This window comes from Paeniglutamicibacter gangotriensis Lz1y, from assembly GCF_000348945.1.
Lineage (GTDB): Bacteria > Actinomycetota > Actinomycetes > Actinomycetales > Micrococcaceae > Paeniglutamicibacter > Paeniglutamicibacter gangotriensis.
In genome coordinates this window covers 347,251-362,537 of the sequence record NZ_AOCK01000002.1, presented here as the reverse complement: position 1 = coordinate 362,537, position 15,287 = coordinate 347,251, and the positions used below count along the sequence as shown (strand labels likewise).

Genomic DNA, 15,287 nt, shown 5'->3' with positions numbered 1-15,287 from the left:
CACTGGCTGGGCGATTCGGTAACAATTGAGGCTGACACGTCAAGTACTCCAAGGCATCGGATCTTGCACATACTCTTTAGGGAACTCGCACACGTTCCGGGAGAATCCATGGAACGGTGCACTTGAAAACTTCACTGGGGGAAGCATGCACCAAACGCTCGCACGTCCGGGGGATCTGACTTCACGTCACACGATGTTGCGCCGGGTCCTCGGCCTCGTGGCGGCCGCCGCGCTTACAATCTCGCTGGGCGTATCCGCGGTGCCGGCCATAGCCCAGCCAACTGATGCGTATTACGACTGTGAACACGGCTGGACCAGCGAGTTCTGCAACGAAGAAGAACCAGAGCAGGCACCCGAGCAGGTTAATCCGGCGGAATACCCCAAGCCTGGTACCGTCACCGCGGGAATGTCCATCCTGCCGGAGGCCGCGGGCTGGATCAAAGCATGGTCAAGCGAGATCGAATGGCTGCTCAACGGCGTCGAACAGCCTGTGCAGCGGGCGGAGGATGAGGAATTCGGCACCGATATAGTCGGTGGCAGCCGGTTCGTCGTTCCCGTCTCGGCCATCGGCAAACGCTTGGTCGTGCGCGTCCACATGGATGACGTTCTTGGGAAGTCATGGGTCGACGAGTTCGACCTGGGCTACGTCAAGGCCAACGTGTTCACCAAGGCACCTGCTCCCACATTCTCCGGAACGACGACGGCCGGCAACAAGCTCACCGCTTCGGCGGGCTCCTGGGCACCGAAGGCGTCGATCGCCTACCAGTGGTACCGCAACGGTACCCCGGTCCCCGGAGCAACCAAGCAGACCTACACCCTGGTGGCCGCCGATGCGGGCCGGCAGATCAAGGTCCGCACCCGCGCCACGGCCACCGGCGTCACCACGGTCGAGAAATTTTCCGTCGAGCGTTCCATCGCCGCCGCACGGTTCACCTCGGCACCGACCCCGACGATCACCGGAACCGCCCGGGTGGGCAATTCGCTCAAGGTCTCGACCCGCAAATGGGCACCGCCTCCGACGTTTGGCTACCAGTGGTACCGCAACAATGCCGTCATCAAGGGCGCCACCAAATCGAGCCACACGACCACCGCCGCCGACCTGAACAAGTCGCTCAAGGTCCGCGTCACGGCCAAGCGAAGCGGCCATCCCACCACGACACGCGTCTCGGCCGCACGCAAGATCACCGCCGGGATCCTGAAAACCGGTTCGAAGCTAACGGTTTCCGGCACAGCCCGGTCCGGCAGCACCATCTCGGCCTCGGTCAAGGCACCGGCAGCCTCGAAGTCCACCTACCAGTGGTACAAGAACGGCAAGAAGATCTCCAAGGCGACAACAAAGAGCTACAAGCTCTCATCCAAGGATGTCGGTGCAAAGTACCAGGTCCGCATGTCGTTCACCCGTGCCGGCTATTCCAAGCTGAACGTGAACTCGAACAGCGTCAAGATCGCCAAGCCCGCCTTCTCGGTGATGTTCAATCCCAAGGTCTCCGGCACCAAGAAGGCTGGCAGTACGCTGAAGGCCACCACCGGTTCGTACTCCCCGAAGCCGACGTCGCATTCCTACCAGTGGCTGCGCAACGGGAAACCCATCTCCAAGGCCACCCGATCCACTTTCAAGCTCACCGCGTCGGATAACGGTAAGAAGATCAGCGTCAAGGTCACCGCCAAAAAGAAAAATTACCAGAGCAAGTCCGCCACCAGCGGCGCCGTCTCCATTCCGGTCCCGGTCAAGACAGTCATGTCCGACAACGGCACCTACCGCGTGGGTAAGGACGTCAATCCAGGTCTCTACAAGGCGACCGGCAACGGCAAGGGCTGCTATTGGGCCCGCACCAGCGGATTCAGCGGCAGCTTCAAGCAGATCAAGGCCAACTACTTCGGTACGGCAAACACCTACGTCAGGATCGTCTCCGGCGACAAGGGCTTCACGACCAGCGGTTGTGGGAAATGGACCACCGTAAATAGCAGCGGGGCCAAGGCCTCCAAAATCACCAAGGATGGCACCTACCGAGTCGGGATCGACATCAAGCCCGGGCGCTACATCGGCAAGGGCTCATCCTCGTGTTACTGGGCGACCTACAGCGACTTCACCGGTGACTTCAAGAACCTGATCACCAACGATTTCACCGCAGGACGGCTGGTTATCGATGTCCCGGCCACGGCCAAGGGCTTCGAAGTCTCCGGTTGCGGGACCCTGACCCACTGATCCATCGGCGTCTGTGAAGGCTGCTCATCAAAGAAGTGTCGTGTTCCCTCTCCACAGTGTGGCGGGGGAACACGGCGTTTAACCCGTACCTGTCTGCGGATTTCGTGCCGCGGCGCAGCACTGGCACGGTCGCCGGCCCCCGGTATCAGGAGCGCGCGTCTTCCAGCGCATCGCGTGGAACAGCAAACAAGATCAGCGCACAGATGATCGCGGTGCCCCCGCAGATCGCCCAGACCACCATGTAACCGGCCAGAGGTGCGGCAAAGTTCTCTGCCGCCCCGTCGGAGACCGCCCCGGCCACCTGCCCGATCAGCGCCAGCCCGAAGATTGCCGAGGCGAAGGACCCGCCAATGGTCTTCACCGCGTTGGTCAGCCCAGTGGCCATGCCCGTGCGGTGGAATGGCGCCGCTGCCGCTGCTGCAGCGGGAAGAGCGGCAACCAGCGCACCGGAGCCGATCCCGGCAATCACCATATTCAACAGCACCACCGTGAGCGATCCATGCTGCACCAAGAACAGCAGGTACCCGATGCCCACCAGGAAGCTTGCGGCAATCAGCGTCCTCTTGGTGCCCGCCCAACGCGCTGCCACCGGGAAGAGCAGCGCCCCGAGCAGCAGCGCCATCACGTAGGCGCCGATGATGACCGAGACTCCCGAGGCACTCAGTCCCAACCCGTAGCCGTTGACCGCCGGATCGGTCCGGGCGAAGGTGCTCATCGGGATCTGTGCACCGAGCACCGAGACCCCGAAGAGGCCGGCGGTGAGCTGCACGGGCCACATCGAGCGGGCGAAGAGCACCGAGAAGTCGATCAGCGGATCTTTCTGCTTGTTTTCGTGGCGGTAGAACAGGTACAGCACCGCCAATCCCAGCGCCATCGAACCCCAAACCAGCACGCTGGCCGGCCCGTTGATTCGCAGGAAGCTCAACCCGCTAGTCAGCAGCAACAGGCCCACTGCCAGATAGCCGAAGCCCCCACTATCGATCTTCGCCCCATTGCGGTCCCCGTCGTCGGGCACCCCGAAGGCCACGGCCACGATGCACCCCGTGGTGGCAATCGCCGGGATGGACATGGTCAGGGCGAGGTTCCCGTCAAAGACTCCGATCAGCGCACCACCGGCCAGTGCCCCGGCGATCACCCCGACCTCCAGCGCACCGACCAGCAGGCCAGCCGCCCGTCTGGTCATGGGACCAGGTACCCCGAGCTTGCGCGCGCGAGAAAACACGATGGCGATTTCCAGCGGCAGCCACACCGCATAGAAACCTTGCAGCGCCCAGGCAATCAGGAAGGTGGTGAATGATCCGGAAAACACCACGGCCCAGGAGGCGGCAGCGGTGACAATGGCCGAGATCAGCAGCATCTTCTTGTGCCCGAAGATGTCTCCCAGTGAGGCCAGCAACGGCACGGCCAGCGCCGAGACCATCAGTTGCGCGGCCTCGAACCAGTTCACATCCGCGTCGTGGATGCCCAGATGCCGGGCGATGTCGGTCATCAGCGGGGTATAAAAACCTTGCAGGATGCCGCTGGTCAGCTCGACGATGGCAAGAAATCCAACGATCCCCGCGACGGCGCCCCAACGCGCCGGTTGCGGCGTTTGTGCATCGGGACCGGCGGGGCGCGGGGTATCCATAGCCGGAGCCTACCGCGAAGTCCGCCGGAGCGTGAGGCACCTCACGAGAGTGCCGGGGAATTATTCGGGACCCGCAGGTGCTATTACATGCAAACGCATACAAATGTGACATACTGGATTCCAGAGTCCACGACCCCGCCCACAGGAGGCATCCATGCAGTTTGGAATTTTCTCGGTCAGCGATATCACCCGCGACCCCACCACCGGCAAGACCCCCAGCGAACAGCAGCGCATCAAGGACATCGTTGCCATCGCCAAGAAGACCGAAGAGGTCGGGATGGATGTCGTCGCCATCGGCGAGCACCACAACCGCCCGTTCTTTTCTTCCTCCCCCACCACCACGCTGGCCTACATCGCGGCGCAAACCGAGAAGATCATCCTCTCCACGGCCACCACACTGATTACCACCAACGACCCGGTGAAGATCGCCGAGGACTTCGCGATGCTCCAGCACCTGGCAGACGGCCGCGTGGACCTGGTCCTGGGCCGCGGCAACACCGCCCCGGTCTACCCGTGGTTCGGCAAGAACATGCAGGATTCGGTCAACCTGACCATCGAGAACTACAACCTGCTGCGCCGCCTCTGGGACGAGGACACGGTGAACTGGGAAGGCAAGTTCCGCGGCCCGCTGCAGAACTTCACCTCCACTCCGCGTCCGCTGGATGATGTGGCCCCCTTCGTCTGGCACGGTTCGATCCGCACCCCGCAGGTCGCCGAGATCGCCGCGTACTACGGAGATGGATTCTTCGCCAACAACATCTTCTGGCCGAAGGAACACTACATGCAGCTGATCAACCTCTACCGTGAGCGCTACGAGCACTATGGCCACGGCCGCGCCGACCAGGCCATGGTGGGCCTGGGTGGACAGTTCTTCATCCGCAAGAACTCCCAGGATGCGAAGAACGAGTTCCGTCCGTACTTCAACAACGCCCCGGTCTACGGCCACGGCCCCTCCATGGAGGACTTCACCGAGCAGACCCCGCTCACCGTGGGTTCACCGGCGGAAATGATCGACAAGACCCTCACCTTCCAGGAGGCTTTCGGCAACTACCACCGCCAGCTCTTCCTAGTCGACCACGCGGGTCTGCCGGTCAAGACCGTGCTGGAACAGCTGGATCTCTTCGGTGAGCACGTGCTGCCGACGCTGCGTAAGGAACTGGCGGCCCGCACCCCGGCGGACCACCCGGCCCCGCCGACCCACGCCAACCGTGTGGCGGCCCGCGATGCCAAGGTGACTGCGGGTGCAGCCATTGAGTAGCGCAGCCACCATGCGTTCCTCGACCACGGCCTGGGAGGCTCTCTTCCGCGCCCAGGTCACGGTGATGCGCGAGATCCAGAAGCTGCCCGAGTTCAAGGCACTGAGCACCCGGGAGTACGATGTGCTCTTCAACCTCTCGCGCTGCGAGTCAGGCACCAGCCGCCTCTCGGACCTGAACCAGTACCTGCTCATTTCCCAACCGAGCCTCAGCCGCATGGCCGATCGGCTGGAGTCCAAGGGGCTACTTGCCCGCAGGCAGGACCCCACCGATCAGCGGGCAGTGCTATTCAGCCTCACCGACGAGGGTGCCGCGTTGCAGAAGTCCATGGGACGTGAGCACATCAAGGGTATCCACGCGTTGATCGGCACCGCGTTGAGCTCCGAGGAATTCGCAACGTTGCAGGAGCTGTCCACCAAGCTGCGCCAGCACATCGAAGCCTCATAGTCTCGTAGCCGGCCTGCTTTTTAGACCGCGAGAGGTGACCCCTGCGCTACGGATCATCCGTGGCCCCGGGGCACCTCTTCGCGTTGACAGGCTTGTCCAGCCGGCGCAGGTGCTCACATGGGACAGTCCAAGGGCCCGGTCAGCAGACCGGGCCCTTGATGAACTGAACTAGTGCGAGCCAACCGGATGGTGCTCGTGATACACCTTCATTGCCGGCTGGATAGCCATGACCGAGGCAATCAGCGCCACGACCCCCGGAATCCAGGTGTTCAAAGCCACGTCCGGAGTGCCCGAGGCGAAGCTGCCGAACCACGGCGCTGCGATCACCAGCAGGGAAACCACTACCTGCACCCACTCGGCCAAGGGCATACCCGGAACCGCGAGGTTGATGACGCCCACGACGATCAAGACGATACCGCCGGTGAGCATGTACGCCATCGAGGACCCAACTGCGGTGGTCCACGACATGGCCAGAAGCGTGTAAACGCCAGCGGCCACGGCGACCCAATTCTGCCATGCAGTCCATCGCTTCATGGTCAAGATCTCCTTTGCTTATCGTTCGCCCTCCGATTCGCGGATGCTCCGGAATCGCGAAGGGCTTCCCCTTGCGGGGTGCCGCCGGGCCGGTTGGCTCCAACATCCTTGCTGGGCCGACCCTTTGGCTGTATTCCCATACTGCCCGTGGCCACGACCGCCGGGTAGGGTCCAAAGTCACGGTGCCGCGGCACGTCGAGAATCGCCACGTGGATTTCGCGAACATTTTTGTTGAGGCACGCCGCACCACGCCATTCCGCGCCCTTGTGGACTTGGCCCGGTCCGTGTTCCATTAACACCATGAGCGAACCAGTCAAGGGTCCCAAGTCCTATTTCCCCTCGATCGAGACCAAATACGGAAAGCCCATCGAGCACTGGATGGAGCAGCTCAAGACCGTGGCTGGCCAAAAACACCTCGAACAAGTCGGTTGGCTTAAGGCCGAGCACGGCATCGGACACGGGCATGCCAACGCCCTGGTCCACGTCTTCCGCGCCGAACACCAGGACTGATGACCCACGCGACACCCACGAAATTTCGGCACAAGGCGGCGCCCCAGCCCGATACCGCAGGACCCTGCTCGGGCCAAACCTGCCCGCGGCCTTGCCCTGCTGCGCGGCGCGCTGGGCATGCTCGCCGCCATCGGCCTGCCGCCGCTGCTCTTCTACCAGCTGCGCCACTTCGGCTTGTCGCTCTACGCCTCACTGGTGGTAGTCGCCGTGTCCACGGCCATCCCCGCGCTCTACGCCCTGTTGCGGCCCGGCCGCACCAGGCACGTCATGACCACCTATATTTCACTCTCCTCGGTGGCTGCGGTGGCGTTAGCTTTCATCCCTGGAAGCCCGCAGTTCCTGCTGGCCCGCGACGCACTGATCACCGCAGGCCTGGGCATCTGGTTCATTTCCACCATCGGCACCAAGCGCCCGCTGGCCTATACGCTGACCAAGCCGGTGCTCGAGGGCCGTTTCCATTGGCCCGGGAACTGGGAAACGCACTGGCACGCGGCCCCGCGCTTCCGCCGGATGTGGCGGGTGTCCACCGTCGGGTGGGGCTGCGGCTTCCTGCTTGATGCGGTGCTGCGCGTGCTGCTTGCGTACAATCTGGAACCCGACGCGGTCCCGGCTGCGACCACCATCATGTACCTGGCCACGAATCTGGTCATGATGATCGCCAGCAATGCCTACTACATCGCCTCGGGAATGTTCAATCCCCGATCCGCACTATTCACCCCCGACACTACGTAGTTCGAGCCTCTCGATTCTCTCGGCGCCCGCCGGCGCCCGGGCCGCCGCGTCATTGCGTCATTGCGTCATTGCGCAAGACCGGACCATCCGGAACCGGAGGTTTGTGCCCTGATTCGGTGCAATACGGCACCCGGGCAGAGCCCCGGGAGCACTGCGTTGTAGCGCAACCGCGGCGGCTGCGCACGCAATGCACCCACAGACTCAGCGGTAGGCTCATGCAGCGGGAACGCGGTCAGGATCCGCATCCGTGAGCACGTCGATACGCCATAGAGAAGTGCCGCCGACCCGGTGCCTTCGCGCTGCACCACCACCGTGCGGACGAAGGTCCCGGCGTCGCCACGGGAACCGTCCGACTCGACCCCGTCGTCAAACCACTCAAGAACGCCCGGTGACTCATCCGGCCGCTCCAAGATCTCCGCGGTCGCGGCCTCGACGCGTTGCAGGACCGTCTGATCTCCGGCGTGGGCGTCCGCCAGCAGAAACGCGGTTCCCGCCAGTCCTAAGGCATCGGCCAGCAGCCCGCTTTCCCAGCGTTCGCGTTTGAGCCCGTAGGGTGTGGGCACCGTGGAAAGCAGGTAGCCATACACGTGGATCAATCCCGCGTTTCCCACCGGCCAGGTTGCCGACAACCCTGCATGGCGGTGCAGCTGCTCAAAATCTTTCCGACCGATGACCGGCACTCCGACGTTCTCGTCAACCACCGTTGAAAGGCCCCAGCGCTCAAATCTGCCGGCGATGGCATCCCCGGCAATCTGTTTGTACATCATCCAGCCCACGTTAGCCCGTCCCCAGCCCCCACTGCCGTGCCCCGGGTCGAGCCTATGCGCAATGTAGGCATAGCGTTTTCCCCGCGTTAACCTGCCATGGTCATTTCGTCCACATTCACTTCATAACGTGAACATTGCGTCCACCACGGTGGTTGGCGCTATTTGGAAAGGAGGCCCGGTGAAACCGCATCAGCCGGTCATCATCTTCGACTTCGACGGGACCATTTCTCTGGGCCCGGGCCCCGTACTGTCCTATGCACGCAACGTTGCACACACACTGCCCCGGGAAGCTTCAGCCGATTTGCTCGCCGAAGTGGAGGCATTCCTGGGTCTCGACGCCGCGAAGCCGCCCGCCACACCAGCGCTCATCGACGGGCACCGACCCATCGACGGCTACGACGCCGTCAGGTTGCTCTCTTTGCGTCACGGCGTGGACGACGCGATGCGCGGCGCCGCCTATCTGCGCAGCCGGCACGAGCTGGCAACCGAGGCCGCACCCATCCACGCACCCGATGGCTTGGCAGGGTTTCTGGCCACGATCCGCCCCCAGGCCGTCCTGGTGCTTGCCACCAATGCCCCGGATATCCGGCTCGATGCGGCGTTGGATTCCCTGGGACTGGCCAACAGCTTCGATCGCATCCATGCCTCGATGGGCAAGCCCGACGGGTTCGCCCCACTGCTTGACCGGCTGCTCAACGAGAGCTCCCCGGCATCGGGGCACGGCTCATCCGCACCCGAGGCGCCGGCTCTGATGGGCGTCGGGGACGTGTGGCGCAACGATCTGGCCCCGATTGATGCCCGCGGCGGGGCCACGGTGTTGGTGGGCGACGCCGCACTCCCAGGCACCGGCAGCGGTATCGGCCCGACCTTCGCCGCTGTCGCACTGACCGATCTCTACGACGACATTCGCCGGTGGCTGACCAAGGCCACCGAGGTTCGGCAAGCACCCATCGCGGCAGCATCCACCCGAAGCATCTAGCCCCTCTGCACCGCACCAACAAACCCCACCCCACGCACCTCACACAGCAAAGGCAAACACCATGAAACCCAGCAAGACCCTTTTCCTCGCAGCAACCACTTCCCTGGCCGTCCTGGCCCTGACCGGCTGCTCCGCTGCAGGAAACGCGGACGCCGGTCCCGCGGCCGATCCTACAGAACTGACCCTGGCCCTGGTTCCGTCCCAGGATCAGGGCGGACTCGTCGACACGGCCAAGCCGCTGACCGACATGCTCACCGAAGCACTGGGCATGCCGGTGCACGGGGTCGTCTCCAAGGACTACCAGGCCGCGGTCGAAGCCATGGGGGCCGGCCAAGCCCAGATCGGGTTCCTGCCCTCGCTGCAGCTGTGGCAGGCCAGCGACCGTTACGGCGCCTCGGTCGTATTGCAGACCGAACGCGACGGCAACATCACCTACCCCGCACAGTTCATGACCAACAACCCCGATAAGTACTGCGAGGATTCCCCCGTGGAGCGCGACGGCAAACTCTACTGCAACGGCGCCGACGCCCTGAGCGGACCGGCGGGCCTGGACTCCATCAAGAAGATCGAAGGCGCCAAGGTGGCCATGTTGGGTCCCGGCTCCCCTGCTGGCTACATCTACCCGATGCTGGCCCTGAAAAATGCCGGCATCAACACCGACACCGGCATCGAGGCGGTCCCCGTGACGGCCAACGACGCGGCGGTGCTCGCCGTGCACAACGGCGATGCCGAGGTCGGCTTCAGCTTCTGGGACGCCCGCGACATCGTCATGAAGGACACCCCCGAGGTCGGCAAGGACGTGGTGGTCTTCGCGATGAGCCAGGAGATCCCCAACGATGGTGTGGCACTGACCAACGATCTCTCCGCCGAACTGCAGGAGAAGATCGGCACGGCGCTGGCCGAGTACTCCGCCACGGAGGAGGGCGCCGCGGCACTGACCGAAATCTACTCGATCACCAAGCTGGCCCCGGCCGATCCGGATTCCCTGGATGTTGTCGCCGACGCCGCCACCAAGCTCGGTCTGCAGTAGCCGAGGTGGCCCCCGCAACAACAGCTGTGCCGCCGGCACCGCCAGGCACCCCCTTCGCCATCAGGATGCGTGAGGTCACGGTCCGCTACCCCAACGGGGTTGTGGCCCTGGACCGGATCAGCCTAGACATCGAGGCGGGCGAAATGGTCTCGGTGGTCGGACTCTCGGGATCGGGCAAGAGCTCGTTGATCCGCACCATCAACGCCCTGGTACCTGTCACCTCCGGGGAACTCGAGGTCGGCGGGCACCGCATCGACGGTGCCCGCGGGCGCGAATTGCGTGCGGTCCGCGGGCAGATCGGCATGATCTTCCAGGGCTTCAACCTGGCCAAGCGCACCACGGTGCTCAACAACGTGCTGGTCGGGCGCCTCTCCCATGCCCCGTGGTGGCGCACCATGCTGGGCGCCTACACCGCCGCGGATAGGCGTCTGGCCTTCGAGGCGCTGGATCGGGTGGAGATCCTGCCCAAGGCCTACCAGCGCGCCGCCGATCTTTCCGGCGGTCAGGCCCAGCGCGTGGCCATCGCCCGCGCGCTTACCCAGGAACCGCGCCTGGTGCTGGCCGACGAGCCCGTGGCCAGCCTGGACCCGCCCACGGCCCACGCGGTGATGGGCGATCTGCGCCGGATCAACCAGGACCTGGGCATCACGGTGCTGACCAACCTGCACCTGCTGGATTTGGCCCGGCGCTACGGGACCCGGCTGATCGGCCTGCGCGCCGGACGCATCGTCTACGACGGGGATGCAGCTAGCGCCGACGACGCGGTATTCGAGGAGATCTACGGACGCTCCATCGGAGCCCAGGATGTGCTGGAGAAATGACGGACCTGCAGATTCCCGCCAAGCCGCGCGGACGCTGGAAACCCTACGCCGCAACGCTCGTGATCGTGGCCATCACCGCCGTCACGCTGAGCCCGCAATGGGGCATCGCCTTCGGCTTCGATGCCATCTCCCGCAACTGGCAAAACGGTGTCGGCAAGATCCTGGAAATGCTGTCCCCAGATTTTTCTTTTTTCCCGCGCACCGTCGCACCGCTACTCGAAACTCTGCAAATGGCCGTCATTGCCACGCTGGTCGGTTCGCTGCTGGGGCTGCCGCTGAGCATGTGGGCGGCCCGGCCGACCAATCCTAATTCCGTCACCCGGACCTTGGTGCGCACGGCGTTAAACATCGTCCGTTCGGTCCCCGACCTGCTCTACGCCGCGGTGCTGGTGGCCATGGTCGGGGTCGGTGCCCTGCCCGGAATCCTGGCACTTGTCATGTTCAACCTCGGCACCATCGTCAAGCTGGTCTCCGAATCCATCGAAGCCAACGACACCGGCCTGTTGGAGGCCGGTTCCGCCGCGGGTGGCACCCGTGCACAGATCAACCGGGCGCTGGCGCTGCCGGAGGTGGCACCTGCCTTCATCAATCAGACCTTGTACGTCTTTGAACTCAATGTGCGCGCCTCCACGGTCCTGGGACTGGTGGGCGCCGGCGGCCTCGGGCTGCTCATCGACGCGGTGCGCACCTTCTACCGCTACGACCAGCTCTCGCTGATCATCCTGGAGATCCTCATACTCGTGCTGCTCTTGGACAAGTTCAGCGACGTCATCCGAAGGAGATTGGTGTGAGCCTGCACAACCCCACCCGCAACACCGCGACGGCCGCGCAGGCGCCGCAGGCGCCGGCTCCGGTCCCGCCAGCCAAGCCGGTTCCGTGGCGGCCACTGGCCGCCGTACTGGCGGTGGCCGTTATCGCCGTCGCTTCCTTCTGGTCCGTGGAGATCACCTGGTCGAGGCTGCTGGGTCTGCCGGCCGACATCGTCCGCTACCTGTGGCTGATGTTCTCGAACCCGAACTGGGACAAGCTCGGAGAGGCACTGGCCCAGACCTGGCGCAGCGTGCAAATGGCCTGGGTGGGAACGGTGCTGGGACTGCTCATCTCCTTCCCGCTGAGCTTCCTGGCGGCCCGCGGATTCGCCCCGGCGCCCGTGCGCGGATTGCTGCGCATGGCCTTTGCCCTGATCCGCGCGGTCCCGGAGATCGTCATCGCCATCATCATCCTCTCGGTCACCGGACTGACCCCGCTCACCGGTGCGCTCGCGCTGGCCGTGAACAGCATCGGCACCCTGGGCAAATGGGGTTACGAATCGATCGAGGGCGTGGATCCGGGCCCGCTTGAGGCGGTGCGTGCCGCGGGCGGCAGTACCTCGCAGGTCATCCGCTGGGGCGTCTGGCCCTCGGCCATGCCCGAGTTCGCATCCTTCTGGCTCTACCGCTTCGAAATCAATGTGCGCGCTTCCGCGGTACTTGGACTCATTGGGGTCGGCGGCGTCGGGGATATGCTCACCTCCTACACCCAGTACCGTGAATGGTCGACGGTCGGCGTGCTGATCCTGGTGGTCATTGCCGTGACCATGGGCATCGACGCCGTATCCGGGGCCATCCGGCGCCGGCTGACAGATGGAGGAAAACCACAGTGACAGCCAACGACGTCGAGCAGGCGGGGGTCCGCGCGCGCCTCTCCACGGTGCGCAACACCCTGCTGCCCAGCGAACTGCGCATCGCCGAGATCATCATGGCCGAACCCGAGGCGGTGGTGGAGATGACGGCGCAGCAGCTTGCCGAGCGTGCCGGGGTGGCCCGCTCCACGGCGATCCGCACCTGCCAGCGCCTGGGCTACCGCGGATTCCCGCAGCTGCGCGTGGCCCTGGCCCGTGATCTGGCCTTGCTTCCGGGTCCGCGGCTACCGGCGGCAGGCTCCGATCTCCCGGATGGTTCGGTGCTCGGGGCGATTCGGGCCGACATCAATGCGCTGGCGCACTCGCTGGGGCAGATCACCGCAATGCTTGAGGAATCCTCGCTGCAACGGGCCGTGGAGCGGATCATCGCTGCCCCGCGACTACTGGCCATGGCCAACGGGCTTTCGGCCCCGCTGGCCTCGGACCTGTCCATGCGCTTGACGTCGCTGGGGCGCCCCACCGAGTTGGTGGCAGACACCATCGCCCAGCAGATCGCCGCCAGGTCTCTGGCGGCCGCGGATGCGGCGGTGGTCATCAGCGGAAGCGGCGCCAACGAATCAAGCCTGCGTGCCGGGCGCGCGGTACGCGATGCCGGGGCCACACTGATCGTCATCACCTCTTTCACCGATTCCCCGCTGGTGGAGCTGGCCGACGTGGCATTAGTGGTTGCTCCGGCCGGTGGTTCCTTCAGGCACGAACTAGAGCACACCTCGCGGGTGCCGCACGTGATCTTGCTCGAATCCCTGGTGGAGGTCATCGCCACCCGGCTCGGCGAACGGGCCGCCGCAGCCCGCTCGCAGGTATTGCAGATCCTCTCCGAGAACCTCAGCGACTAACCGCACACCCCCGTTGCGCCCGCCGATACACCGCGCGGGGGTCCAAGAACCTAAACTGGTTCAATGACTGCAACACTCGTGGCCAAGGATCTGGCCGGCGGCCACGCCCATCGCACCCTTTTCTCCGCTTTGTCCTTCACGCTCTCCCCCGGGGACGTCATTGGGGTGGTGGGCTCCAACGGCGCCGGTAAATCCACGCTGCTGCGCTTGCTGGCGGGGGTCGATGAGCCGCTGGGCGGCACCGTATCCTCGGCACCCGCTGGCGCCTTCATCGGCTGGATGCCGCAGGAACACGAGCGCATCGCCGGCGAAACCATCGAGGCCTATCTGGCCCGGCGCACCGGTTGTGCCGCAGCCACCTCGGCCATGGAATCCACGGCTGAGGCCCTGGGCACCGGGGCACCGGGTGCCGACGACGCCTATGCCACGGCGTTTGATCACTGGATGGCCTCCGGCGCCATGGACCTGGAGGATCGAGCCCCCGGGATACTGGCAGAACTCGGTTTCGACCTGCCCACCGACACCCTGATGACCGCGCTCTCCGGTGGGCAGGTGGCCCGCGTGGCACTGGCCGCACTGCTACTGAGCCGCTTCGACGTGGTGCTGCTGGACGAGCCAACCAACGACCTGGACCTGGCCGGGCTGACCCGCCTGGAATCCTTCGTCTCCTCGCTGCGCACCGGGGTGGTGCTGGTCTCCCACGACCGCGAGTTCCTGGCCCGCTGCGTCACCCGCATCGTCGAACTGGATCTGGCGCAGAACCAGGTGGCGGTGTACGACGGAGGCTACGACTCCTACCTCGAGGAGCGGGCCATCAACCGACGCCACGCGCGCGAGGCCTACGACGAGTTCGCCGACAAGAAGGCCGACTTGGTTTCCCGGGCACGCACCCAGCGAGAATGGTCCTCCCAGGGCGTGCGCAACGCCATGAAGAAGAACCCCGACAACGATAAGCTCCGCCGCAAGGCTTCCAACGAGTCCTCGGAGAAGCAGGCTTCCAAGGTGCGGCAGATGGAATCGCGCATCGCCCGGCTGGATGAGGTCGCCGAGCCGCGCAAGGAATGGGTCTTGCAGTTCGAGATCGCCGCGGCCCCGCGTTCCTCCACCGTGGTCTCCACGCTCAACGAGGCTTCCATCACCCGCGGGGATTTCACCTTCGGCCCGGTCTCGGTGCAGGTCAACGCCGGGGACCGGATCGGGATCACCGGGCCCAATGGGGCGGGGAAGTCCACGTTGCTGAACCTTTTGCTCGGGCACTTGGCTCCCGATGCAGGCACTGCATCCCTGGGTTCTTCGGTGGCCATCGGCGAGATCGACCAGGCCCGCAGCCAGCTGCCCGAGGACATGGCCCTTGGTGAGGCGTTCGAGGCAGCGGTGCCCGAGTTCCCCAGTGCCGAGGCCCGCACGCTGCTGGCCAAGTTCGGGCTCAAGGCCCACCAGACCGCCTCGCTGGTCAGGGATCTTTCTCCCGGGGAACGCACCCGTGCCTCCCTGGCACTGTTGCAGGGACGCGGAGTGAACCTGCTGGTGCTCGATGAACCGACCAACCACCTGGATCTGCCGGCCATCGAACAGCTCGAGGAAGCCCTAGGTGCTTACGAAGGCGCGTTGCTGCTGGTCACCCACGACCGCCGGCTGCTGCAGAATGTGCGTCTGGATGCGCGCTGGGAAGTCGAAGCCGGCCAGGTGCGCCTGGGCGTCATTTCCTGATCCTTGATATCAGATCTGCTGCTGAGGCAAAGGGTGCCGGGTGGGCCGCTTTCCAGACCCCGCCTCGGCAAGATATGGACCACAACTGTGGCGTTCGCCGCACTATCTAAAGCAGTGCGACATTGCTACATTGGAGGTACGGAGGTGTTCC

The 15,287-nt window shown here is 64.7% G+C and carries 15 protein-coding genes; 12 read left to right on the top strand and 3 right to left on the bottom strand.

Annotation, left to right across the window (positions count from 1 at the left end; translation table 11 throughout):
• Positions 1 to 145 precede the first annotated feature (145 nt).
• Positions 146 to 2,206: a hypothetical protein gene (locus ADIAG_RS04660; RefSeq protein WP_007270162.1), complete on the top strand. Its 2,061-nt coding sequence runs from the start codon at positions 146 to 148 to the stop codon at positions 2,204 to 2,206.
• 145 nt (positions 2,207 to 2,351) lie between these two features.
• On the opposite strand, the gene ADIAG_RS04655 is transcribed toward ADIAG_RS04660, so the two are convergent.
• Positions 2,352 to 3,833: an MFS transporter gene (locus ADIAG_RS04655; RefSeq protein ID WP_007270161.1), complete on the bottom strand. Its 1,482-nt coding sequence runs from the start codon at positions 3,831 to 3,833 to the stop codon at positions 2,352 to 2,354.
• Between the two features lie 154 nt (positions 3,834 to 3,987).
• Between ADIAG_RS04655 and ADIAG_RS04650 the strand changes: the two genes are divergently transcribed.
• Positions 3,988 to 5,091 (top strand): LLM class flavin-dependent oxidoreductase, encoded by a 1,104-nt coding sequence (locus tag ADIAG_RS04650; RefSeq protein WP_007270160.1) that lies wholly within the window; start codon positions 3,988 to 3,990, stop codon positions 5,089 to 5,091.
• The gene (locus ADIAG_RS04645; RefSeq protein WP_235045830.1) at positions 5,075 to 5,536 is read left to right on the top strand and encodes a MarR family winged helix-turn-helix transcriptional regulator; all 462 of its coding nucleotides are present in this window, start codon (positions 5,075 to 5,077) and stop codon (positions 5,534 to 5,536) included. Before ADIAG_RS04650 ends, ADIAG_RS04645 begins: the two co-directional genes overlap by 17 nt.
• Before the next feature lie 168 nt (positions 5,537 to 5,704).
• Here ADIAG_RS04645 and ADIAG_RS04640 read toward each other — a convergent pair whose 3' ends face one another.
• Positions 5,705 to 6,070, bottom strand: a complete 366-nt coding sequence (locus ADIAG_RS04640; protein WP_007270158.1) for an SPW repeat domain-containing protein — start codon at positions 6,068 to 6,070, stop codon at positions 5,705 to 5,707.
• A gap of 300 nt (positions 6,071 to 6,370) precedes the next feature.
• On the opposite strand from ADIAG_RS04640, the gene ADIAG_RS04635 reads away from it, so the two are divergent.
• Both ADIAG_RS04635 and ADIAG_RS04630 read left to right on the top strand, forming a co-directional pair.
• Positions 6,371 to 6,580: a DUF4287 domain-containing protein gene (locus ADIAG_RS04635; RefSeq protein WP_007270157.1), complete on the top strand. Its 210-nt coding sequence runs from the start codon at positions 6,371 to 6,373 to the stop codon at positions 6,578 to 6,580.
• Between the two features lie 117 nt (positions 6,581 to 6,697).
• Positions 6,698 to 7,312, top strand: a complete 615-nt coding sequence (locus tag ADIAG_RS04630; protein ID WP_007270156.1) for a VC0807 family protein — start codon at positions 6,698 to 6,700, stop codon at positions 7,310 to 7,312.
• 65 nt (positions 7,313 to 7,377) lie between these two features.
• Here ADIAG_RS04630 and ADIAG_RS04625 read toward each other — a convergent pair whose 3' ends face one another.
• Complete coding sequence (locus ADIAG_RS04625) at positions 7,378 to 8,079, bottom strand: hypothetical protein (RefSeq protein WP_007270155.1); 702 nt, start codon at positions 8,077 to 8,079, stop codon at positions 7,378 to 7,380.
• 178 nt (positions 8,080 to 8,257) lie between these two features.
• Between ADIAG_RS04625 and ADIAG_RS04620 the strand changes: the two genes are divergently transcribed.
• The 7 genes from ADIAG_RS04620 to ADIAG_RS04590 all read left to right on the top strand — a co-directional run bounded on the left by ADIAG_RS04620 (position 8,258) and on the right by ADIAG_RS04590 (position 15,136).
• Positions 8,258 to 9,058: an HAD family hydrolase gene (locus ADIAG_RS04620; protein ID WP_007270154.1), complete on the top strand. Its 801-nt coding sequence runs from the start codon at positions 8,258 to 8,260 to the stop codon at positions 9,056 to 9,058.
• Positions 9,059 to 9,119: 61 nt separating this feature from the next.
• Positions 9,120 to 10,088, top strand: coding sequence for a phosphate/phosphite/phosphonate ABC transporter substrate-binding protein (gene phnD, locus ADIAG_RS04615; protein ID WP_007270153.1), 969 nt, complete (start codon positions 9,120 to 9,122; stop codon positions 10,086 to 10,088).
• Positions 10,089 to 10,153: 65 nt separating this feature from the next.
• A complete protein-coding gene (gene phnC / locus ADIAG_RS04610) occupies positions 10,154 to 10,909 on the top strand; it encodes a phosphonate ABC transporter ATP-binding protein (RefSeq protein ID WP_083873923.1) in 756 nt (251 codons plus the stop codon).
• Complete coding sequence (gene phnE / locus ADIAG_RS04605; protein ID WP_007270151.1) at positions 10,906 to 11,700, top strand: phosphonate ABC transporter, permease protein PhnE; 795 nt, start codon at positions 10,906 to 10,908, stop codon at positions 11,698 to 11,700. Before phnC ends, phnE (ADIAG_RS04605) begins: the two co-directional genes overlap by 4 nt.
• The gene (gene phnE / locus ADIAG_RS04600) at positions 11,697 to 12,551 is read left to right on the top strand and encodes a phosphonate ABC transporter, permease protein PhnE (RefSeq protein WP_007270150.1); all 855 of its coding nucleotides are present in this window, start codon (positions 11,697 to 11,699) and stop codon (positions 12,549 to 12,551) included. The genes phnE (ADIAG_RS04605) and phnE (ADIAG_RS04600) overlap by 4 nt, the downstream gene beginning before the upstream one ends.
• Entirely contained in the window at positions 12,548 to 13,426 is an 879-nt protein-coding gene (locus ADIAG_RS04595; RefSeq protein WP_007270149.1) for a MurR/RpiR family transcriptional regulator, read from the top strand. Before phnE (ADIAG_RS04600) ends, ADIAG_RS04595 begins: the two co-directional genes overlap by 4 nt.
• 63 nt (positions 13,427 to 13,489) lie before the next feature.
• Positions 13,490 to 15,136 carry an ABC-F family ATP-binding cassette domain-containing protein gene (locus ADIAG_RS04590; protein ID WP_007270148.1) on the top strand — a complete coding sequence of 549 codons (1,647 nt, stop codon included), beginning with the start codon at positions 13,490 to 13,492 and terminating at the stop codon, positions 15,134 to 15,136.
• Positions 15,137 to 15,287: the final 151 nt, after the last annotated feature.

Coding starts and splice junctions, on each gene's coding strand:
- phnE (WP_007270151.1), top strand. CDS start 10,906: ATGACGGACCTGCAGATTCCCGCCAAGCCGCGCGGACGCTGGAAACCC.
- phnD (WP_007270153.1), top strand. CDS start 9,120: ATGAAACCCAGCAAGACCCTTTTCCTCGCAGCAACCACTTCCCTGGCC.
- ADIAG_RS04635 (WP_007270157.1), top strand. CDS start 6,371: ATGAGCGAACCAGTCAAGGGTCCCAAGTCCTATTTCCCCTCGATCGAG.
- ADIAG_RS04590 (WP_007270148.1), top strand. CDS start 13,490: ATGACTGCAACACTCGTGGCCAAGGATCTGGCCGGCGGCCACGCCCAT.
- ADIAG_RS04650 (WP_007270160.1), top strand. CDS start 3,988: ATGCAGTTTGGAATTTTCTCGGTCAGCGATATCACCCGCGACCCCACC.
- ADIAG_RS04640 (WP_007270158.1), bottom strand. CDS start 6,070: ATGAAGCGATGGACTGCATGGCAGAATTGGGTCGCCGTGGCCGCTGGC.
- ADIAG_RS04660 (WP_007270162.1), top strand. CDS start 146: ATGCACCAAACGCTCGCACGTCCGGGGGATCTGACTTCACGTCACACG.
- ADIAG_RS04655 (WP_007270161.1), bottom strand. CDS start 3,833: ATGGATACCCCGCGCCCCGCCGGTCCCGATGCACAAACGCCGCAACCG.
- phnC (WP_083873923.1), top strand. CDS start 10,154: ATGCGTGAGGTCACGGTCCGCTACCCCAACGGGGTTGTGGCCCTGGAC.
- ADIAG_RS04630 (WP_007270156.1), top strand. CDS start 6,698: ATGCTCGCCGCCATCGGCCTGCCGCCGCTGCTCTTCTACCAGCTGCGC.
- ADIAG_RS04625 (WP_007270155.1), bottom strand. CDS start 8,079: ATGATGTACAAACAGATTGCCGGGGATGCCATCGCCGGCAGATTTGAG.